This window comes from Sphingomonas sp. IBVSS2 (assembly GCF_002127225.1).
Classification (GTDB): Bacteria; Pseudomonadota; Alphaproteobacteria; order Sphingomonadales; family Sphingomonadaceae; genus Sphingomonas.
Genome location: NZ_NFUR01000001.1, coordinates 705,110 through 724,796, shown reverse-complemented (window position 1 = coordinate 724,796; position 19,687 = coordinate 705,110). Strand labels below are relative to the sequence as shown.

19 protein-coding genes and 1 pseudogene are annotated in these 19,687 nt (G+C 68.0%); 12 read left to right on the top strand and 8 right to left on the bottom strand.

Going from position 1 to position 19,687, the window contains the following annotated elements; all coding sequences use genetic code 11:
* Window positions 1–87 precede the first annotated feature (87 nt).
* Both CAP40_RS03510 and CAP40_RS03505 read right to left on the bottom strand, forming a co-directional pair.
* Window positions 88–714, bottom strand: coding sequence for a hypothetical protein (locus tag CAP40_RS03510; RefSeq protein WP_086127940.1), 627 nt, complete (start codon window positions 712–714; stop codon window positions 88–90).
* 23 nt (window positions 715–737) lie between these two features.
* Complete coding sequence (locus CAP40_RS03505; RefSeq protein ID WP_086127939.1) at window positions 738–2,867, bottom strand: TonB-dependent siderophore receptor; 2,130 nt, start codon at window positions 2,865–2,867, stop codon at window positions 738–740.
* Window positions 2,868–3,047: 180 nt separating this feature from the next.
* On the opposite strand from CAP40_RS03505, the gene CAP40_RS03500 reads away from it, so the two are divergent.
* The gene (locus CAP40_RS03500; RefSeq protein ID WP_256924000.1) at window positions 3,048–4,202 is read left to right on the top strand and encodes an acyltransferase; all 1,155 of its coding nucleotides are present in this window, start codon (window positions 3,048–3,050) and stop codon (window positions 4,200–4,202) included.
* A gap of 80 nt (window positions 4,203–4,282) precedes the next feature.
* Here the strand turns inward: CAP40_RS03500 and ligD are convergent.
* Window positions 4,283–5,137: pseudogene (ligD, locus tag CAP40_RS03495) on the bottom strand (non-homologous end-joining DNA ligase); the annotation flags it as partial.
* A gap of 143 nt (window positions 5,138–5,280) precedes the next feature.
* Here ligD and pdxH point away from each other — a divergent pair.
* Genes pdxH through CAP40_RS03475 form a run of 4 tightly spaced genes read left to right on the top strand, consistent with a single transcriptional unit; the run spans window position 5,281 to window position 7,947 of the window.
* Window positions 5,281–5,859 carry a pyridoxamine 5'-phosphate oxidase gene (gene pdxH / locus CAP40_RS03490; RefSeq protein WP_373384814.1) on the top strand — a complete coding sequence of 193 codons (579 nt, stop codon included), beginning with the start codon at window positions 5,281–5,283 and terminating at the stop codon, window positions 5,857–5,859.
* 10 nt (window positions 5,860–5,869) lie between these two features.
* Complete coding sequence (locus CAP40_RS03485; protein ID WP_086127937.1) at window positions 5,870–6,778, top strand: cation diffusion facilitator family transporter; 909 nt, start codon at window positions 5,870–5,872, stop codon at window positions 6,776–6,778.
* The gene (locus CAP40_RS03480) at window positions 6,779–7,576 is read left to right on the top strand and encodes a PhzF family phenazine biosynthesis protein (protein WP_086127936.1); all 798 of its coding nucleotides are present in this window, start codon (window positions 6,779–6,781) and stop codon (window positions 7,574–7,576) included.
* On the top strand, window positions 7,573–7,947 hold the full coding sequence (locus tag CAP40_RS03475) for a hypothetical protein (RefSeq protein ID WP_086127935.1): 375 nt from the start codon (window positions 7,573–7,575) through the stop codon (window positions 7,945–7,947). Before CAP40_RS03480 ends, CAP40_RS03475 begins: the two co-directional genes overlap by 4 nt.
* Before the next feature lie 5 nt (window positions 7,948–7,952).
* Here CAP40_RS03475 and CAP40_RS03470 read toward each other — a convergent pair whose 3' ends face one another.
* Complete coding sequence (locus CAP40_RS03470; protein ID WP_086127934.1) at window positions 7,953–8,435, bottom strand: nuclear transport factor 2 family protein; 483 nt, start codon at window positions 8,433–8,435, stop codon at window positions 7,953–7,955.
* A 172-nt stretch (window positions 8,436–8,607) separates the two neighbouring features.
* Here CAP40_RS03470 and CAP40_RS03465 point away from each other — a divergent pair, with 172 nt between their 5' ends.
* Window positions 8,608–9,498 carry an alpha/beta fold hydrolase gene (locus CAP40_RS03465; RefSeq protein WP_256923999.1) on the top strand — a complete coding sequence of 297 codons (891 nt, stop codon included), beginning with the start codon at window positions 8,608–8,610 and terminating at the stop codon, window positions 9,496–9,498.
* 57 nt (window positions 9,499–9,555) lie between these two features.
* Here CAP40_RS03465 and mnmA read toward each other — a convergent pair whose 3' ends face one another.
* Complete coding sequence (mnmA, locus tag CAP40_RS03460; RefSeq protein WP_086128434.1) at window positions 9,556–10,665, bottom strand: tRNA 2-thiouridine(34) synthase MnmA; 1,110 nt, start codon at window positions 10,663–10,665, stop codon at window positions 9,556–9,558.
* 190 nt (window positions 10,666–10,855) lie between these two features.
* Between mnmA and CAP40_RS03455 the strand changes: the two genes are divergently transcribed.
* The 3 genes from CAP40_RS03455 (at window position 10,856) to CAP40_RS03445 (ending at window position 11,889) form a co-directional block, all read left to right on the top strand.
* Window positions 10,856–11,050, top strand: coding sequence for a hypothetical protein (locus tag CAP40_RS03455; RefSeq protein WP_306298540.1), 195 nt, complete (start codon window positions 10,856–10,858; stop codon window positions 11,048–11,050).
* A gap of 103 nt (window positions 11,051–11,153) precedes the next feature.
* A complete protein-coding gene (locus CAP40_RS03450; protein WP_086127932.1) occupies window positions 11,154–11,453 on the top strand; it encodes a DUF1153 domain-containing protein in 300 nt (99 codons plus the stop codon).
* Window positions 11,454–11,634: 181 nt separating this feature from the next.
* Complete coding sequence (locus CAP40_RS03445; protein WP_086128432.1) at window positions 11,635–11,889, top strand: GlsB/YeaQ/YmgE family stress response membrane protein; 255 nt, start codon at window positions 11,635–11,637, stop codon at window positions 11,887–11,889.
* Between the two features lie 61 nt (window positions 11,890–11,950).
* Here the strand turns inward: CAP40_RS03445 and CAP40_RS03440 are convergent, their stop codons facing one another.
* The gene (locus CAP40_RS03440; protein ID WP_086127931.1) at window positions 11,951–12,673 is read right to left on the bottom strand and encodes an SIMPL domain-containing protein; all 723 of its coding nucleotides are present in this window, start codon (window positions 12,671–12,673) and stop codon (window positions 11,951–11,953) included.
* Between the two features lie 80 nt (window positions 12,674–12,753).
* Entirely contained in the window at window positions 12,754–13,014 is a 261-nt protein-coding gene (locus CAP40_RS03435; RefSeq protein WP_086127930.1) for a GlsB/YeaQ/YmgE family stress response membrane protein, read from the bottom strand.
* Between the two features lie 247 nt (window positions 13,015–13,261).
* Between CAP40_RS03435 and CAP40_RS03430 the strand changes: the two genes are divergently transcribed.
* The 3 genes from CAP40_RS03430 (at window position 13,262) to CAP40_RS03420 (ending at window position 18,923) form a co-directional block, all read left to right on the top strand.
* Window positions 13,262–14,461, top strand: coding sequence for an efflux RND transporter periplasmic adaptor subunit (locus CAP40_RS03430; protein WP_086128431.1), 1,200 nt, complete (start codon window positions 13,262–13,264; stop codon window positions 14,459–14,461).
* A 12-nt stretch (window positions 14,462–14,473) separates the two neighbouring features.
* A complete protein-coding gene (locus tag CAP40_RS03425) occupies window positions 14,474–17,629 on the top strand; it encodes an efflux RND transporter permease subunit (protein WP_086127929.1) in 3,156 nt (1,051 codons plus the stop codon).
* 88 nt (window positions 17,630–17,717) lie between these two features.
* Window positions 17,718–18,923: a DUF445 domain-containing protein gene (locus tag CAP40_RS03420; RefSeq protein WP_086127928.1), complete on the top strand. Its 1,206-nt coding sequence runs from the start codon at window positions 17,718–17,720 to the stop codon at window positions 18,921–18,923.
* A gap of 59 nt (window positions 18,924–18,982) precedes the next feature.
* Here the strand turns inward: CAP40_RS03420 and CAP40_RS03415 are convergent, their stop codons facing one another.
* Entirely contained in the window at window positions 18,983–19,654 is a 672-nt protein-coding gene (locus CAP40_RS03415) for an HAD family phosphatase (protein WP_086127927.1), read from the bottom strand.
* Window positions 19,655–19,687 lie beyond the last annotated feature (33 nt).

Here is a 19,687-nt window from a genome sequence, read left to right as displayed (position 1 = left end):
CGGAGACCTAGTGCGGGAATCCCTGCTGCATGGCAACATGGGATGCGCCGCGCCGGGGCCCGCCCCGATGCGGCGCCCCGGTTCGGTTCAGCGCAAGAAAGTGAGCGTCGAGACGTGCATCACGCTCGCCACGTCCTGGCCGCCCAGCTTCGCCGGCGCATGCTCGACGTGCGAGGCGCCGACCAGATAGCGGCCCTTGCCGAGCCGGGGCACGGTGATCCGCCCGGCGGCATCGGTGGCGAAATGCTTCTGCCAGCGATCGGGCGTGACGATCGAGAGCTTGGCATGGGCGAGCGGCGTGCCGCGGAAGAACAGCGTGAACGTGTCGCCGTTCGCCGCCACCGGCACCAGTTCGAGATCGAGCTTGTGCCCCGTCTCCGTGCGGCCGGCCCGGGCATAGAAGATCGCGCCCTGCTTCGCGTCGCCCGCCTGCCAGGGCGCGAACACCGCATCGTCGCGCACCCGCAGGTCGCCGCCGCCGGAAACCGCCGCCTCGATATGGTTGGCCCGGCGCGTCAGCGTGCCGGTGGCGCCGATCAGCCGCGGATTCTGGAGGTGGTGCCATTCGGGATCCCCCTCGGCGGGCACCGCCTCGGCCGGCTCGCCCAGATAGATGCGCGCCGGCCCCTTGCCGTCCTGCTCGATCCAGACTTCGTGCGCCGCCGCGGGGATGGCCGCCAGCATGGCGATGGCAGCAAGGAACAGCGTCTTCATCTCGTCTCTCCCGTCCGGATTGCCTAGAAGCGGTAATTGGCGCTCACGGTGAAATTGCGCGGCGCGCCGTAGCGATACTGGCTGAAGAAGCCGACCTGGCTGTAATAGGTCTTGTCGAGCAGGTTCTCGACATTGGCCTGCAGCTGGAGCCGCTCGGTCACTGCGAAACGCGCCATCAGGTTGACCAGCGCATAGCCGTCCTGCCGGAAATCGAACGGCGCCAGCGTCACCGGGTTGGTGCTCGGCGTATAGGCCTGGCTGCGATAGTTGACGCCGCCGCCGAAGGTCAGGCGATCGACCGTGTAGGTGGTGAACAGCTTGAGCAGCCGCCGCGGCTGGTCGGTGTTGGCCGGTACGCCGCCCCGATCTTCGGCCTTAAACTGGCTATAGCCGAAATTGACGTTCCAGCCGGGCAGCGGCCGGCCGGTGATCTCCACTTCGAAGCCCCGGCTGGTGACGCCCTGCGCCGCGACATAGGTCTGCTGCGGCAGCCCGCCGTTCGGCGGCGTGACGACGATGTCGTTCTGCGCGACATTGTCCTGCTCGATACGGAACAGCGCGAGCGAGGTCTGCAGCGCCTCGCCGAAAAAGGCGCTCTTCAGGCCGATCTCATAGGCCTTGCCGTCCAGCGGCGCGAGCAGGTTGAAATTCCGGTCGCGGGCGTTCTGCGGCTGGAAGATGCGGGTGTAGCTCGCATAGAGCCGGTGGTTGGGCGCGATGTCGTACAGCGCGCCGACATAGGGGATGAATTCGTTGCTGTTGCCATAGTCGGTGGCCACGCCGAACTGGACTCCGGTGATGTTCCAGCTCGCCAGGCGCCCGCCGCCGATGATCTTCAACTGGTCCGAGACGTTCAGGCGCACCGCGCCATAATAGCCTTCCTGCGTTATCTTGGTCTTTTCGCCCACCGCCGGCGTGGTCGAGAAGCCGGGATAGGGATAGGCGCTGCCGCCGAACCGCTCGAAATCGGTGCCGGGCGGGAAGGTGAGCGCGGCGAAGGTCGCGGTGTCGCGGTCCTGCGTGCTGTGGAGCGCGCCCAGCACCACCTCATGGTCGCGCCCGAACAGATTGACCAGGCCCTTGATCTGCCCGTCGAAGCTGTTCTGGATGTTGTTGCCCCGGTCCTTGTAGGGGAAGGCGAACTGGATCCGGCCGGTCGCCTTGTCGACCAGGCCCGACAGATAGAGCAGCTCGGTCTGCTGCGCGTTCTTCACGCGGTTGTAGTTGGCGACGATGCTCCAGCGATCGCTGAATTCGTGGCGGATCGTGGCGAAGATGTTCTGGTTGGTGGTGTCCCAGCGCGTCCAGGGCGCCGCCGGCGTCTTGTCGCGCGGCCAGCGGGTCAGGCTGCCGTCGCTGTAGAAGGTGGGCAGCGCTCCCCAGGTCGCGCCGTCGGGCCTGGCCTCCTGATGGCTGATGCCGACGCGCAGCAGCGTATCGTCGGTCAGATCGGCGTCGATCACGCCGTAGAGTACGAATTTCTTGTTGCTGTAGAGGTCGATATAGGAATCGCCCTGCTCGTAGCGGCCGACCGCGCGAACGCGGACCCGCCCGTCGGCGGTGATCGCCCCGCCGACATCGCCCGAGATCCGCCAGGTGTTCCAGCTGCCATAGCTGGCGTTGACATAGCCGCCCCAGTCGCGCGCATCGGCATGCTTGCGGACCAGGTTGACCGAGGCGGAGGGGTCGCCCGCGCCGCTCAGCAGGCCGGTCGCGCCGCGCACGATCTCGACCCGCTCGAAGATCGACACGTCGATATTGGTCTCGCCCGCGCCGCCGGCCAGCGTCCAGTTGGTCGGCACGCCGTCCAGCTGCGTGTTCCGGATTTCGAAGCCGCGCGCGTAGAAGCTGTTCCGCACGTCGTCGACTTCGTTGACCGTTACGCCCACGCCGTTCTGGATCACGTCGGCGATGCTGATCAGATTCTGGTCGAGGATGCGCTGGGCGGTGACGATACTCACCGATTGCGGCGTCTCGCGCACGGTCAGGCCCAGGCCGGTCGCGGTGTCGATCTTGTCGGGCAGCGTGTAGCGGCCGCTGACGACGATCTCGCCATCCTCGGCCGGTTTCGCGGCGTCTTCCGTCTGGGCGAAGGCAGGATTGGCCAGCACGGCCAGCGCCACGCCCAGGCAGAGGGAAAGCTTCACGTTCAAGTCGGCGACCCCTTTTCAAATCAACGCGCGTGCCGTCCCGCACGCCTTGCCAGGGCCATTAGTGATATTAAGAATCGTTTGCAACTAGTGATGGCCACCCTCTCTTAGATCGCGATCGGCCTTGCAGTTTGTCCGGCGAGCAGACACCAATCCGGGCAAAGCACCAAGGAGAGGGACCGGGTGGCCGACAGCGTTGACAGGATGGCAGGCGAAGCGATCGCGACGGGACAACCGGACGCGCCCGACAGGACGGCCACCGGCAAGGCGCATTTCGAGGTGCTGGACGGCCTGCGCGGAACCGCTGCGCTGATCGTGGTGCTGTTCCACATCCAGGGCATCACGGTGAAATGGGACGGCGCCCGGGTAGTGCTGCACCATGCGCCGCTCGCCGTGGACTTCTTCTTCGCGCTGTCGGGATTCGTGATCGGCTATGCCTATGACGATCGCTGGGGGAAAATGCGCACCAGGGGGTTCCTCGTGCTGCGCCTGGTCCGGCTGCACCCGCTCGTCATCCTGGGCGCGCTGCTCGGGCTGGCCAGCTATCTGCTCGATCCCTTTGCCGGCCAGGCCCAGGCGGTGCCGCTGCGCGCGGTGCTCGGTGCCTTCGCCCTGTGCCTGCTCGCGCTGCCCAGCTGGTCGCTGCCCAATCGCTGGACCGACACCCATCCCCTGAACGGGCCCATCTGGACGCTGTTCCAGGAATATATCGGCAACCTCGCCTATGCCCTGGTACTGCGCCGCCTGTCGGCGACGGCGCTGGCCGTGCTGGCGGTGCTGAGCGGCGCGGTGCTGGTGGTCAGCGCCGGCATGCTGGGCTCGCTCGACCAGGGCTCCTATTGGGAGACCTTCTGGATGGCACCGGTGCGCCTGTGCTTCCCGTTCGTCACCGGCCTGTGGCTCTATCGGGTACGTGAGCGCCTGCCGAACTTGCGTATCGGCTGGCTGCCGCTGTCGCTGGTCATGCTGGCCGCCACGGCCTTCCCGACACTGCCGGCGGTGGGCGGGGTGAAGCTCAACGGGCTCTACGAAGCGGCGTGCGTGGTGCTGCTGTTCCCCGCGATCCTCGTTGCCGGCCGCCATTCCGAGCCCGGGCGCGGCATGCTGTGGCTGTGCAAGGCGAGCGGCCGCATCTCCTATCCGATCTACATCACGCACTTCCCCTTCCTCTATGTCTGGATGAATTTCGTCGCGACCGGCCGCGCCTCGCAGGCCGAGCTCGTGGCGATCGGCGTCGCGCTGGTACCGTTCCTCCTGCTGGTCGCCTGGGCGGCCCAGGCCTGGTGGGACCTGCCGATCCGGGCATGGCTGGGAACCCGGCTGCGACGGAGGGGCTAGGCCGTGTCGGCATTCGGAATTCCTCTCCCTGAGGGGAGCGAAACGGATGGCATCCTCGTGTCGCTGAACGCCGATCCAGCCTAGACCTCCGGCAGCACCTGGTCGGCCAGGCCCCATCCCGCGAGCGCCCGTCCGGTCGCGCGCTCGATCAGCTCGGCACGGTCGCGAAGCGTGAAATGTCCGGGGCCGTCGATGTCGCGCAGCTCGCTCCAGCTGAGCGGCGCGGCCACCGGCGCGCCTTTGCGGGCACGGACCACATAGGGCAGCACCGCCGTGCTGCCGCGCTGGTTGCGCAGATAGTCGATGAAGATCCTGCCCTTGCGGTGCACCTTCTTGAGGTTGGCGGTGAAGCGATCCGGCTCGGCTTCCGCGAGCGCCTGGGCAAAGCGCTCGCAGAAGCCCTTCGCCTCGGGCCATTCCGCCTTGGGCACCAGCGGCGCCACCACATGCACGCCTTTGCCGCCCGACAGCATCGGCCAGCTGGTCAGCCCCAGTTCGGCGAGATGCTCCTTCAGATCGGCCGCGGCCTTCCTGACATCGGCCCAGTCGAGCCCTTCGTCGGGATCGAGATCGAACACCAGCCGGTCCGGCTTCTCGATATCGGTGGCCAGGCTGCCCCAGCCATGGAATTCGATCGTCCCCATCTGGACACAGGCCATGATCCCATCGGCATCGTCGACATGGAGATAGGGCTCGATCGAGCCGTCCTTCTCGCGCACATCGACGTGATGGACATGCTCGCCGAAGCTGCCGGCGTCGTGCTTCTGGAAGAAACAGGCCTGCCCCAAGCCCTGGGGGCAGCGAACCAGGCTGACCGGGCGGCCGGCGAGCCAGGGCAGCAGGATCGGAGCGACGGCGCGATAATAGTCGGCGAGGTCGCCCTTGGTCAGGCCGTCGCCGGGGAAGATCACCCGCTCGCGGCTGCTTATCTCGATTGCCGGGCCGGACGGCCCAGGCAACTGTCCCTGCCGATAGGCACGCGCCGCCATCCTCGCCTCCTCGTTCCGAAGCAGATTCAATGTGCCAGCAAGGGAGTCGTTCCTCGACACTCGGCCGGGGGACGATTAGAGCCCCCTGCATGAGCACCGATCCGTTCGAACTGTTCGACAGCTGGTACCGCGAAGCGCGCGAGAGCGAACCCAACGACTCGAACGCGATGGTGCTGGCGACGGTGAACGCGGAAGGCCAGCCTTCGGCCCGGATGGTGCTGCTCAAGGGGCATGGCCCCGAAGGCTTCGTCTTCTACACCAACCGCGAGAGCCGCAAGGCGCAGGACCTGCACGAGGGCGCGAAAGTCGCGCTGCTCTTCCACTGGAAGTCGCTGCGCCGCCAGGTTCGCATCGAGGGCGATGTGCGCTTCGCCACCGATGCCGAGAGCGATGCCTATTTCGCCACTCGCGGCCGCGATTCGCAGCTCGGCGCCTGGGCCTCGGACCAGTCGCGCCCGCTCGATGTGCGCGAGACCTTCGAGGCCCGCTTCGAGGAAATGAAGGCCCGCTTCGAGGGACGGGACGTGCCGCGCCCGCCGCACTGGGGCGGCTACCGCGTCACGCCGCACCGGATCGAATTCTGGCAGGACCGCGCCCATCGCCTGCACGAGCGCCGGCTGTTCGCCCGCGCCGGCCAGGGCTGGTCCGAAGGCCTGCTCTACCCGTGAGCGGCCGGCCATGACCAACCTCGCCCGCCGCGCTGCGATCGCCAGCGTGTGCAGCGCGATCCTGCTCGGCGCGCTCAAGGCCTGGGCCGCGGTCGAGACGGGCTCGGTGGCCGTCCTTGCCAGCCTTGCCGATTCGGTGCTCGACCTGTTCGCCTCGCTGGTCACGCTGGCCGGCGTGCACTGGGCCTCGCAGCCCGCCGACGCGGAGCACCGCTTCGGACACGGCAAGGCCGAGGCGCTGGCCGCGCTCTTCCAGGTGGTGGTGATCGCCATCTCCGCGCTCGCCATCCTGATGCGCGCGATCACGCGGCTGCAGGGCGGCGACGTTTCCGCCTCGCCCGAATCGGGCATCGCCGTGAGCATGATCGCGATCGTCGTCACGCTCGCGCTCACGCGCTACCAGCAGCATGTCATCGACCGGACCGGATCGGTCGCCATCGGCGCTGACCGAATCCACTATACGTCCGACCTGCTGCTCAACGGCGCGGTGATCGTCGCGCTGGTGCTCGATGCCTGGGGCATGGTCGGCGCCGATCCGCTGTTCGGCATCGCCATCGCCTTCTGGCTGCTGTTCGGCGCCTGGCGCGCCAGCGAGGCGGCGATCAACCAGCTGATGGACAAGGAATGGCCGGAGGAGAAGCGCCGCGCCTTTGTCGAAGTCGCCGCGCGCAATCCGGCGCTCAAGAGCCTGCACGACCTGCGCACCCGCAGCAGCGGCGCCGCCGACTTCGTCCAGTTCCACATATCGATGAACCCGGCGATGACGATCCAGCAGGCGCATAACGTGGTCGAAGCGCTGGAGAAGGAACTGGGCGCGGCCTTTCCGGGCACCGAGATCCTGATCCATGTCGACCCCGAAGGCCATTGCGACGCCCCCGAGAACCCGATGATCGAAGCCAATCTGCTGAAGGACAACTGAGTGAACCTGCCTTTCGCCCAGATCGACGCCTTTGCCGACCGCCCCTTCACCGGCAATCCCGCCGCGGTCATGCCGCTGCGCGAATGGCTGGCGGACGCGGTGCTCCAGCAGATCGCGGAGGAGAACAACCTCTCCGAGACGGCCTTCCTCCTGCCCGATGCCAGCGGCGCGGCCGATTTCGAGCTGCGCTGGTTCACGCCCGCCGTCGAAGTCGCGCTATGCGGCCATGCGACGCTGGCGAGCGGGCATTTCGTCCTTTCCGCCGAGCCGGCGCGCGATCGCGTCACCTTCCGCACCCGCAGGGCCGGCATCCTCGAAGTGCGCCGCGACGCGGCCGCCGGCGGCTATGCGATGGCCCTGCCCGCCTATCCGCCCGCGCCCGCCGAGGTGCCCGGCCTGCTCGCCGCGCTCGGCGTCGGGCTGGGCGAGACGCTGCGCCATCCCAATGGCTATGACCTGACCGTGCTGGAAAGCGCCGAGGCGGTACTGGCGCTGCGCCCCGATTTCGCCGCGCTCGCCGCGATCGGTGATACGCTCAACATCGTGACGGCACCGGGCACCGACACCGACGTGATCAGCCGCGTCTTCGCACCCGCCGCGGGCATCGACGAGGATCCGGTCACCGGATCGGCGCATTCGGTGCTCGCACCCTATTGGGCGAAGCGCCTGGGCCGCGACACGTTCAGCGCCTTCCAGGCCTCGAAGCGCGGCGGCCGCCTCGCCTGCGGTCTGGCCGGGGACCGTGTGATCCTAGGCGGCAAATGCGCGACGGTGATCATGGGAGAATTCGTGCTTTGACGTCCCGCTGGGACGAGGCCCGGATCGCGCGGCGCCTGCCGCTCTGGATCGCCCTGGCGGACCTGTTCCTCGACACCGACGCGATGCTTCAGGTGCCGCATGTCGCGCATAGGATCGTCGAAGGCGGATATGACCTCGCGGACGCCGAAGCCGCGCTGCGCTGGGAGGTGCGCCCGGCTTTCTATTTCAACTTGCTCGATATCGCCGGCGAATGGGCCGGCTGGCATCCGGACTTCGTCCGCGAGCGCATAATCGAAGTCGCTGCAAGAGGCTGGGAACACCGCCTGGTCGTGGGGCGCCGACGTTTCATGCCCGACCGGGCATGGCGCGCCGTGGTCGCGGAAGTGGAGCGATTGCGCACCCTGGGCTGAGCGCGTCAGTCCACCGCCCGATGCGCGTAGCTGAAGATCCGCGCGACCCGCCAGCCGTCCGGCGCCTTCTTCCACAGCTGGACGAAATGCGCGCGGCCCACCAGCTTCTCCGGCCCGTCGCCGTGCCGCTCGTAGAAGAAATGGTCGCCTTCCTCGATCGCGCCATAGCCGGGCACCGGATCGACGCGCAGCGACGCGGGCAGCAATGCGCGGCGGCTGCGCCAGGCGCCGGGCGCCTTCCGGGCCTCGCACTGCTTGGTGTAGAGCGCCACGAACGCCGAGCCGCTGGTCGCCACCACACCGTCCTTGTCGTGATACATCTCGAAATCGGGCGTCACCAGCGATGCCAGCCGAGCGGGATCGCAGCGCTCGAAGAAGGTGTCGAACAACGCGGCATCGGCGACCTTCACTTCGGCGAGCAGCGCGGAATCCGGGGAAGCGGGCGCGGACTGGGGGACGAGCAGCGCAAGTGCGGCGGCCAGGAACATGCATTTCTCCCTTGTGTACCACTCATATAACACACGACATCCCGTCTGCGCAAAGCGCCGCCGCCGGGCCACGGCCGGCGGGATTGGCGTGGGGATCGTTTCGGAGTCATCATCGCGGCCCGGGCGAATCATCATCCCTCTGTGGAGGAGAAATGCGATGTGGAAATCTGGCTTGGCAGCTCTGGCGCTCGCATGCGCCCCACCGGCGGCAGCGCAGGTGGCGCCCTATCCCGCCGATTTCACCACGCGGGAAATCGCGACCAACGGCACCACCCTCCATGTCCGCATCGGCGGCAGCGGTCCGGCGGTGCTGCTGCTGCACGGCTATGGCGAGACCGGCGACATGTGGGAGCCGCTGGCCGCGCGGCTGGTGCGCAACCACCGGGTGATCGTGCCCGATCTGCGCGGGCTGGGCCTCTCGGCCAAGCCCGCGGGCGGCTATGACAAGAAGAACCAGGCGGAGGATGTGGCGGGCGTGCTCGCCGCGCTCGGCGTCGACCGGGTGGACGTGGTGGCGCACGATATCGGCAACATGGTCGGCTATGCGTTCGTCGCCCGCTATCCGGCGCGCGTCCCGCATTTCGTGCTGATGGACGCGCCGATCCCGGGCATCGGCCCCTGGAAGGAGATCCTCGAGAACCCGCTGCTCTGGCATTTCCGTTTCGGCGGGCCCGACATGGAGCGCCTCGTCGCCGGGCGCGAGCGCATCTATCTCGATCGTTTCTGGAACGAGTTCTCGGCCGACCCGGCGAAGTTCGACGAGGCCTCGCGCGTCCATTATGCGGCGCTCTATGCGCTGCCGGGTGCAATGCATGCCGGGTTCAGCCAGTTCGCCGCGTTCGACCAGGACGCGATCGACGATCGGGCGCTGCTCGCCCGGGGCAAGCTGACCATGCCGGTGCTGGCGATCGGCGGGGAGAAGTCGTTCGGGCCGACCATGGCGACGGTGGCGCGGGCCGCGGCGACCAACGTGACCCAGGTGGTGATCCCGGCATCCGGCCATTGGCTGATGGAAGAACAGCCCGAAGCCACTTCCGATGCGATCGTGGCGTTCCTGAAATAGGCCGGATGCCCTGGGGGCGATCCTGCCGATTGCAAACTCCGGCGATGCGCGCGCGGCTCAGGCCAGGAGCAGCTCGGCCCGCTCGGTCTCGGCGATCCAGCCCCCGCCCAGCACGCGATCGCCCGCGTAGAGCACGGCGGCCTGGCCGGGCGCGACGCCATATTCGGGAACTTCGAACACCACGCGGTCGCCCTCCAGCCGGGCCGGCACCGGCTTGGCGAGGCTGCGCACCTTGGCGGTGAGCGGCCCGGCATGATCGCCGCCCAGCCAGTTGATCCCCTCGATCCGCGCCGCACGCACCGCCAGCGCCCGCTTGGGGCCGACGACGACCTGCCGGGTCTCGGGATCGAGGCGCAGGACATAATAGGGTTCGGGCGCGCCGCCGATCTCGAGCCCGCGGCGCTGGCCGACGGTGAAATGGATCAGCCCGCGGTGCCGTCCCAGCAGCGCGCCGGCTTCGTCGACGATATCGCCGCCCGTCTCCGCCTCCGGGCGCAGCTTCTTCACCAGGCTGGCATAGTCGCCGTCGGGAACGAAGCAGATGTCCTGGCTGTCGGGCTTGGCGGCGACGCCCAGGCCCAGCTCGGCGGCGAGTTCGCGCACGCGCGGCTTGGGCATGCCGCCCAGCGGAAAGCGCAGGAAGTCGAGCTGCGCGGCCGTGGTGGCGAACAGGAAATAGCTCTGGTCGCGCGCCGGATCGTGCGCGCGGTGCAACTCGGCACCCTGCGCGCCGGCGACTCGGCGGACATAATGGCCGGTGGCGAGGCAATCGGCGCCCAGGTCGCGGGCGAGCGCGAACAGATCGGTGAACTTGGGCCCCATATTGCACTTCACGCAGGGAATCGGGGTGCGGCCGGCGAGATATTCGTCGGCGAAATCGTCGATCACCTCGGTCTTGAAGCGCGAGGCATGGTCGAAGACATAGTGCGCGATCCCCAGCCGGTCGCACACCGCCCGCGCGTCGCGGATGTCGCGGCCGGCGCAGCAGGAACCGGCGCGGCCCACTGCCTCGCCATGGTCGTAGAGCTGGAGCGTCACCCCGATCGTCTCGGCGCCGGTGGCCGCGGCGAGCGCCGCGACGACGGAGGAATCGACGCCGCCCGACATGGCGACGACGATGCGCCTGGCCTTCAGCGGCGCTTCGAGCTGGAAGTCTCCTGCGATCATGATCGCGCGCATTTAGGCGTTCGCGGGCCGGCGCGCCACCCCGGTGGGATTCCGGTAACGCTGGTTAAGCGCGCGTTTTCACCTGCTTTACGGACCCTTCAAGACTTTGGGCTAGAACGCCTCATCCGAAATCGACCTGTCGGATGGGTAAGAGAGCGTGGACCTGAGTTTCGCCAGACTGGAACGCGATGTGGCCATCACGGCCATGCCGACCGAACTGGCGGTATTGCTGGTCGGCGTGGCGGCGCGCCAGGCGGCGAGCCCCACGGCGCGCGCGCAGGCCCGGCTGGCGCTGATCGCGCCGGTCGAGCAGCTGCTCGCTCCCGCGCACGGGGCGTTTCACCGCCTCGCGGCGCGTGCGCTCGCCAGGCGGCAGGAAGAATGAAGATCGAATTTACCGAGGCGATTTAGCCGATGTTCAAGAGCAGCGAATATCGGTCGTTCGTAGAGTTTGCGTAGCGGGGGCCCCCGCCCCGAAAGGCGAGTAGATGATTGAGAATCAAAAGATCCGTCCGGCGAAAGTGATTGGCCCGCTCGGCGAGCCGCTTACGCTCGAGACGCTTCCCCCGCCCGAGACGACCCGCTGGGTCGTGCGCCGCAAGGCAGAGGTGGTGGCGGCCGTGAACGGCGGCCTGCTCAGCGTCGACGAGGTTTGCGAACGCTATGGCCTCACCGTCGAGGAATTCGCGGGCTGGCAGCGCGCGATCGACCGCTCGGGCATGCCCGGCCTGCGGGTGACCCGCATCCAGCATTATCGCTCGCTCTACGAGCGCCAGCAGAAATACTGAGCATCTCCCTAAAGGCGCAATATCGGCCCGTTCCCGGCTTGCCGGAACGGGCCGTTTTCTTTCGGGGCTTCGCGGAAAAGTTCCGGGCCGGCCGAAAATTTCGGTACGGAACCAACATGACCGTCCACTCATTTTTGTTTCGTCGCCCGATCAACGGGCCGAAACAACGGAGGGACTTATGGTGGGTCTTATCGTTTGGCTGGTCATCGGCGGCGTCGTCGGCTGGCTCGCCAGCATCGTGATGCGTACCGATGCCCAGCAGGGCATCTTCCTGAACGTGATCGTCGGGATCGTCGGCGCCTTTATCGGCGGCTGGCTGTTCGGCGGCGGCGGCATCAACGGCGCCATCACGCCGACGACGTTCCTGGTGTCGCTGGTCGGCGCGATCGTCCTGCTCGCGCTGGTCAACCTGGTCCGCCGCGGCTCGCTGCGCTGAACCACGACGCCCGCACGCAAAAGGGGCCGCCCCGCGAGGGACGGCCCCTTTTCACGTCCGGCTACTTGAGCAGGAAGCGCACGGTGACGGTCACGTTGAGCTCGCGCTCGCCCGCCGCCACTTCGGTCTTGTCCGCCATCGGCGCCGCGGCGACGCGCATCATCATCACCGGCATCGGCGGATTGGGCAGCGCCCCGCTCTCCGAGATCGCCAGGATGCGATCGACCTTGAGCCCCGCCGCCCGGGCATAGAGCTCGGCCCGCGCCCGCGCCTTCGTCACGGCGTCCACCCGCGCCTCGTCGAGCGCGCCCTCGGGCTTGTCGACCGTCAGCTCGGGCCCCGAGATGTTGTTGGCGCCCTCGCGCACCAGCGTGTCGAGGATCGTGCCGCTCTTCGCCACGTCGCGGAAGCGGACCGAGACCTGGTTCGTAGCCTGGTAGCCGGTGATCACCGGCGGCTCGTTCTGCGCATAGCGATATTGCGGCGCGAGGCCGATCGTCGCGGTCTGGATGTCGCGCTCGGCGACGCCGGCCTTGCGCAGCGCGGCCAGCACCCTGGTCATCTGCGCGCTGTTCTGCTGCATCGCCTCGGCAGCGGTCGCCGCCTGGGTGACGACACCCGCCTGGATCACCGCCAGATCGGGCACCCTGGTGCTGATCCCGGTGGCGCTCACGTCGAGCACCGTGCCGTCGAGCAGCACGGGGCGCATTTCCTGCTGCGCGGCGGCCGGCAGCGCCGCAGCCGTGAGCAGCGCGGCGGAAGTGGCAAGAACAGTCCGAATCATTCGATACGCTCCAAAAACGATTTGTCCCGCGCCCGGCTTGCCGCACGCGGGACAAATGGAAGCTGAACGGAAAAAGGCCCTCAGACCCGGCGGACCATCACCAGCCGGTACAGCGCCAGCAGCACCACCGAGCCGGCAGTCGCCGCGGCATAGGCCTGCCAGGTGCTGTCGCGCACGTCGAGGCCGAGCATCGGCGTCAGATAAAAAGCCAGCAGCGCGCCGGCGATGCCGATCAGGATCGTGACGATCACGCCGCCGGGGTCCTTGCCCGGCATGATCAGCTTGCCAAGCGCTCCGGCGACGAGGCCGATGAGCAGCCACCCAATAATCCCATGAGGCATTGAATCCCTCCTCGATCTAGGTCCGTCTCCCCCGGACCGCGCGCGAACGTCGCGCCGTAACGCCGCCAATGCAACCGTTTCTTGTCGGAAATGGTTCGGGAAACATTCCGGATACTTGCGAAATAAGACCGAAACGGGCATTTGCCCGCCCCAAGCGAAACGGCTCTTGTGGCCGGTGCCTTATTCATCTAATACAGTGCGATCTCATTGGGGGCAGCGGCCATTCGGCCGGATCGGAATGTCGCACATGAATTACGAGGCAGGGATGTTCGGACGACAGGAGCGGCTGGAATATAGTGGTGAGGAAGCGCCGAAGTCGCGGCGCTGGCTGTGGATCACGCTGGCCGTGGTGGTGCTGATCGGCATCGCCGCCTATTTCATGATGGGCAGGCAGGACGGCGCCGCCACCAAGGCGGCCGCGGGCAAGGGCGGCTCCCAGCAGGCCAACCAGTCCCAGATCCCCACCGTCACCATCGCCATTCCCGGCCGCCAGTCGGTCCAGACGGTGATCAGCGGCACCGGCAGCCTCGCCGCCAAGCGCGAGATGCCGGTGGGCGTGGTCGGCGAGGGCGGCCTCGTCACGCGCGTGCTCGTCGAGCCGGGCACCTGGGTCGCCAAGGGCCAGGTCCTCGCCACCGTCGATCGCTCGGTCCAGGTGCAGACCGCCGATTCGCTCGCCGCCTCCGTGCGCGTCTCGGAAGCCGATGCCAAGCTCGCCCAGGCCAACCTCGATCGCGCCAAGGGCCTGGTCTCGAACGGCTTCGTCTCCAAGGCCGATATCGACCGGCTGACCGCCGCGCGCGACCAGGCCTCCGCCCGCGTCCGCGTCTCCCGCGCCCAGCTGGCCGAGACCCAGGCGCGCAACCACCGGCTCGACATCCGCGCGCCGGAAGCCGGCCTGGTGCTCACGCGCCAGGTCGAGCCGGGCCAGATCGTCAGCGGCGGCTCGGGCGTGCTCTTCCGCATGGCGATGGGCGGCCAGATGGAGCTGCGCGCGCAGCTTGCCGAGGCGGATCTCCTGCGCACCCATGTCGGCTCGACCGCCCAGGTCACGCCGACCGGCAGCACCCAGGTGTTCAGCGGCACGGTGTGGCAGGTCTCGCCGGTGATCGATCCGAGCACCCGCCAGGGCATCGCCCGCATCCAGCTCAGCTATGATCCGGCACTGCGCCCGGGCGGCTTCGCCAGCACGCAGATCGTCACCGGCGCGAAGGATGCGGTGATCCTGCCCCAGTCCGCGATCCAGACCGACGCGCAGGGCAATTACGTCTATACGCTCGATGCCAAGAATCAGGCCGTCCGCACGCCGGTCGTCACCGGCGAGGTGACCGATGCGGGCGTCTCGATCGCCCAGGGCCTGGCCGGCAGCGAGCGCGTGGTGCTCACTGCGGGCGCGTTCCTGAATCCGGGGCAGAAGGTCATCCCCCAGCTCCTCAAGAAGCAGTAAGGGTCGCAGGTCATGAGCTTCCGGAACATCTCCGCCTGGGCGATCCGGAACCCGGTTCCGCCGATCGTCCTCTTCCTGTTCCTCACGGTGGCTGGCCTCGTCAGCTTCAACCGGATGGACGTGAACAACAATCCGGACATCGACTTCCCGATCGTCTGGATCTCGATCAGCCAGCCGGGCGCCGCGCCGAGCGAGCTCGAGACGCAGATCACCCAGCAGGTGGAAAGCGCCGTACGCAGCCTGCAGGGCATCGACGAGATCAACTCGACGGTGACCGAGGGCAATTCGCAGACCGTCGTGCAGCTGGCGATCGGCACGCCGATCGACCGCGCGGTGGAGGATGTGCGCAGCGCGATCCAGCAGGTCCGCGGCAACTTGCCCGACGGCATCCTGGAGCCGCAGATCGGCCGCGTCGATTCGGCCAGCGACAACGACATCGCCAGCTTCACCGCGATCGCGCCCGACATGACGGTCGAGCAGCTGAGCTGGTATATCGACAACACGGTCGCCAAGAGCCTGCTCTCGATCGAGGGCATGTCGGCGGTGAACCGCAACGGCGGCGTCAACCGCGAGATCCGCGTCCAGCTCGATCCGGCCAGGCTCCAGTCCTATGGTCTCACCGCCAGCCAGGTGAACCAGCAGCTGCGCCAGGTGAACATGAACGCGGCGGGCGGGCGCGCCGAGATCTCCGGCTATGAGCAGTCGGTCCGCGTGCTCGGCAACGCCAAGGACGCCTATTCGCTCGGCCAGACCCAGATCGCGCTCGGCGGCGGCCGTACCGTCCGCCTGGCCGACATCGCCAGCGTGACCGACAGCTATGCCGAGCTGCGCAGCGCGGCGCGGTTCAACGGCCATGCCGTGATCTCGTTCGACATCCAGCGCGCCAAGGGCGCGTCGGACGTGACGATCTATCACGAGGCCCAGAAGAAGCTGAAGCAGCTCGAGAAGAACAACGACAAGGTTCATTTCGAACTGCTGGCCAATTGGAGCAAATACGCCGAGCAGCAATATGATTCGGCGATGGAAGCGATGATCGAGGGCGCCGTGCTCGCCGTCATCGTGGTGCTGATCTTCCTGCGCGACTGGCGCGCGACGGTGATCTCGGCGCTCGCCATTCCGCTCTCCTCGATCCCGGCCTTCTGGTTCATGGACCTGCTGGGCTTCACGCTGAACCAGATGACGCTGCTGGCGCTTTCGCTGGTGGCAGGCGTGCTGGTGGACGACGCGATCGTGGAGATCGAGAACATCGTCCGGCACATGCGCATGGGCAAATCGGCCTATCAGGCGTCGATCGACGCGGCCGACGAGATCGGCATCGCGGTGCTCGCCACCACCATGTCGATCGTCGCGGTGTTCCTGCCCGTGGGCCTGATGCCCGGCATCTCGGGGCAGTTCTTCAAGAATTTCGGCCTGACGGTCGTCGCCTCGGTGCTGATGAGCCTTGCGGTGGCTCGCCTCGTCACGCCGATGATCGCCGCCTATTTCCTCAAGGCCAAGGGCCATGCGTCGCACGGCGAAGGCCCGATCATGGACGCCTATGTGAAGCTGCTGCGCTGGACGCTGCACCATCGCTGGTCGGCGATCCTCGGCTTCTTCCTGTCGCTGGTGATGACCGTCGGCTTCTTCTTCATCCTGCCGATGACCTTCCAGCCGACGCAGGACGAGGACCAGGTGAGCGTCAATGTCGAGATGGTGCCGGGCACCACGCTGGAACAGACCGATCGCGTCGTCCGCCAGGTCGCCGACCGGCTGCGCGCCGAGCCGAACGTGGAGAATCTCTACGAGCGCGCCGGCGTCGGCAACGGCCGCGTGCTGGTCATCTTCAAGGACAAGCGCACCGAGACGAGCGACGCGTTCACCCGCCGCCTGGCACCCGACCTGCTCAAGATCCCCGATGCGCGGGTGGGCTTCCGCGCCCAGGGCGGCTGGGGCTCGAGCGGCCGCGCGCTGACCATCACGCTCGGCGGCGAGGATCCGGCGCTGCTCACCAAGACCGCGCTCACGCTGGTCGAGCAGATGTCGAAGATGCCCGAGCTCGTGGCGCCGCGCATCGCGGGCGACCTCAACCGGCCGGAGATCGTGATCAAGCCGCGGCTCGACCTGGCGGCGAATCTCGGCGTCACCACGGCGGCGCTCTCCAGCGCGATCCGCATCGCGACGCTGGGCGATATCGACCAGAACAGCGCGAAATTCTCGCTGACGGATCGCCAGATCCCGATCCGGGTGGCGCTGCAGGAGAATGCCCGCGCCAAACTCGACACGATCAAGAACCTGCCGGTGCAGACGCAGAATGGCGGTTCGGTCCAGCTCGGCACCGTGGCGGACATCGCCTTCGGCACCGGTCCGACCAAGATCGAGCGCCTGAACCTGCAGCGGCGCGTCGTCGTCGGCGCCGACCTGGCGACCGATCCCAAGACGGGCAAGGCCGTGGTCTCGGGCGTCGCGCTCCAGAAGATCCACGAGCTGCCGATCATGAAGAACCTGCCGATCGGCGTGGCGGAAATGACCGTCGGCAACGCCAAGTGGCAGGCGGAGATGGTGAAGAACTTCGTCATCGCGCTGATGTCGGGCGTGTTCCTGGTCTTCGCGGTGCTGGTGCTGCTCTATCGCCGCTTCATGTCGCCGCTGGTGAACATGGGCTCGCTGCTCAACGCGCCGCTGGGCGGACTGATCGCGCTGTGGATCGCCGGCCAGCCGATCTCGATGCCGGTGCTGATCGGCGCGCTGATGCTGTTCGGCATCGTCGCGAAGAACTCGATCCTGCTGATCGACTTCGCGCTGGAGGAGATGGCCAAGGGCGTCGACAAGTTCACCGCGATCGTCGATGCCGGGCACAAGCGCGCCCAGCCGATCCTGATGACCACGGTGGCGATGGTCGCCGGCATGATCCCGACCGCGCTTTCGCTGAACGGCGACGGTTCGTGGCGCGCGCCGATGGGCATCACCGTGATCGGCGGCCTGATCCTGTCGACGCTGCTCACGCTGGTGATGGTGCCCGCGCTGTTCAGCCTGGCGGTCGGCCTCGAGCAATGGCTGGGGCCGCGGCTGTCGCGCCGGCTGCTCACCTTCCGGCCGGGCGACGATGGCAGCCGCGTGATCGGCCATGGCCATGGCGGCGGGACGATCGAGCACAAGCCCGGGGACGATTCGCCGCAACCCGCGGAGTGAACTTGATCCCGTCTGATGTATTGGGGAGTGCGTGACCATGTTGCGCACTCCCCTTTCGTCCGAGCCGGTCCCCGCCGGCCTGCGCCGGATGCGGCTGGTCGCGACGGGCCTGCTGGTGGCGATGGCCGCCCTGTTCCTCCTCACCCGCGCCTTCGACCATGCCCATCCGGCGATCGGCTATGTCCGCGCCTTTGCCGAAGCGGCGATGGTGGGCGGGCTGGCCGACTGGTTCGCGGTGACGGCGCTGTTCCGCCACCCGCTCCGCCTGCCCATCCCCCACACCGCGATCATCCCGCGCAACAAGGACCGGATCGCGAGCACCCTCGCCCAGTTCCTGCGCGACAATTTCCTTACGCCCAAGGTGGTCGCCCGGCGGATGCAGCGGCTCGACGTGGCGGGCGCGGCGGGGCGCTGGCTCGCCAATCCGGTGCACGCCGACGGCCGGATCGGGCGCAGCGCCGGGCGCCTGGCCGCCGATTTCCTCGAATCGCTCGACCAGGAGCGGCTGGGCGGCATGGCCAAGGGCGCGATCGCCGCCCGGCTGCGCGCGATCGACGTGGCGCCCCTGTTCGGCCAGGCGCTGGGCGCCGCCATCGCCAATGGCCGGCACCTGCCGCTGCTGGACGGCATGATCCGCTGGGCGGCCAAGGTGCTCGACGCCAACGAGCACATGATCCGCGAGATGGTCCACAACCGCGCCGGCGGGCTGATGCGCTGGACCGGGCTGGACGAGACGCTGGCCAACAAGATCATCGAGGGGCTCGACAGGCTGCTCGGTGAAATGGCCGAAGACCCCGGCCATCCGCTCCGCGCCAAGGCCGAGGAGGGGCTGGAACGGCTCGCAGACGATCTGCAGCACAAGCCCGAGCTGCGCGACAAGGTGGAGGCGTTCAAGCTCGAGATGCTCGAGAACCAGGCCTTCCAGCGCTGGATCGACGGGCTGTGGGAGACGAGCCGCGCCGCCCTGCTCCGCCTCGCCCGCGATCCCGGCAGGGCGCTGGGCGGCCGGATGGGCGAGACGCTGCGCCAGTTCGGCGTCACCCTGCAGCAGGACCGCAAGCTCGCCGAGACGATCAACCGCTTCGCCCGGCGCAGCGCGGTCGGCGCGGCGGCCGATTATGGCGACGGCATCGTCCGCCTCGTCTCCGACACGATCAAGGGCTGGGACGCGCGGACGATCACCGGCCGGCTGGAGAATGCCGTCGGCCGCGACCTCCAATATATCCGGATCAACGGCACTCTGGTGGGCGGGCTGGTCGGCGTCCTCATCCACACGATCGACGCGCTTCTATGAATGCCGCGCCCTTGCCCGGCGTGCCGCGGACCCGGTTCGCCCGGAGCGCCGCCGCCGGACTATCGCCAGTCGAGCAGCGGCCAGCCCTTTTCCGCGGCGAGCGCGCGCAGCGGCCCATGCGCATTGACCGCGTATCCCTCGTCCGCCCAGCCGAGCAGGGGCGCATCCGAGACATGGTCCGAATAGGCGCGGACATGGGCGCCGTCCCGCGCGATCCCCTGTGCCGCCATCCAGCCTTCGACCCGGCGGAGCTTTGCGGGCCCGTAACAGTTGTCCCCTTCGATCAGGGAGAGAATCCGGCCTTGCCCATCGCGCTTCGCCTCGGTTGCGATCACGTCGTCAAAGCCCAGCAGGCGCCCGATCGCCGCGGCATAATAGCCGTGCGAGGCAGTCGCCATGACGAGGCGATAGCCCGCCGCGCGATCCGCCGCGATCTGGGCACGCGCGCCCGGCAACACGCCGTGCGCCGCTTCGCGCGCCGCGAACGCCTGGGCCAGCCGGGCCATCTCGTCGGGAGACAATGCGCCGCCGAGCAGCAGCCGCTGCGAGAATTGCTTGAGGCCGGCGCGGTCGGTCAGCTTGAGCAGATAGGCGACCCCGGCCACGCCCACCGCCGGAAACAGCGCCAGCCGCCAGGGTGCGCGAGACCGGGCCGCCATGGCCAGGAAGCGCGTCCAGGTCGGCGCCGCGGTGATGGTCTTGTCCATGTCGTAGATTGCGAGAAACTGCATTGAAGCATCTACGAGCGGCAACGCTTGCCGATC

What these genes read in the sequence shown, in the direction of transcription:
- CAP40_RS03430 (WP_086128431.1), top strand. Translation starts at nt 13,262, where the DNA reads ATGAATTACGAGGCAGGGATGTTCGGACGACAGGAGCGGCTGGAATAT.
- CAP40_RS03415 (WP_086127927.1), bottom strand. Translation starts at nt 19,654, where the DNA reads ATGCAGTTTCTCGCAATCTACGACATGGACAAGACCATCACCGCGGCG.
- CAP40_RS03435 (WP_086127930.1), bottom strand. Translation starts at nt 13,014, where the DNA reads ATGCCTCATGGGATTATTGGGTGGCTGCTCATCGGCCTCGTCGCCGGA.
- CAP40_RS03450 (WP_086127932.1), top strand. Translation starts at nt 11,154, where the DNA reads ATGATTGAGAATCAAAAGATCCGTCCGGCGAAAGTGATTGGCCCGCTC.
- CAP40_RS03440 (WP_086127931.1), bottom strand. Translation starts at nt 12,673, where the DNA reads ATGATTCGGACTGTTCTTGCCACTTCCGCCGCGCTGCTCACGGCTGCG.
- CAP40_RS03485 (WP_086127937.1), top strand. Translation starts at nt 5,870, where the DNA reads ATGACCAACCTCGCCCGCCGCGCTGCGATCGCCAGCGTGTGCAGCGCG.
- CAP40_RS03510 (WP_086127940.1), bottom strand. Translation starts at nt 714, where the DNA reads ATGAAGACGCTGTTCCTTGCTGCCATCGCCATGCTGGCGGCCATCCCC.
- pdxH (WP_373384814.1), top strand. Translation starts at nt 5,281, where the DNA reads ATGAGCACCGATCCGTTCGAACTGTTCGACAGCTGGTACCGCGAAGCG.
- CAP40_RS03425 (WP_086127929.1), top strand. Translation starts at nt 14,474, where the DNA reads ATGAGCTTCCGGAACATCTCCGCCTGGGCGATCCGGAACCCGGTTCCG.
- mnmA (WP_086128434.1), bottom strand. Translation starts at nt 10,665, where the DNA reads ATGATCGCAGGAGACTTCCAGCTCGAAGCGCCGCTGAAGGCCAGGCGC.
- CAP40_RS03470 (WP_086127934.1), bottom strand. Translation starts at nt 8,435, where the DNA reads ATGTTCCTGGCCGCCGCACTTGCGCTGCTCGTCCCCCAGTCCGCGCCC.
- CAP40_RS03420 (WP_086127928.1), top strand. Translation starts at nt 17,718, where the DNA reads ATGCGGCTGGTCGCGACGGGCCTGCTGGTGGCGATGGCCGCCCTGTTC.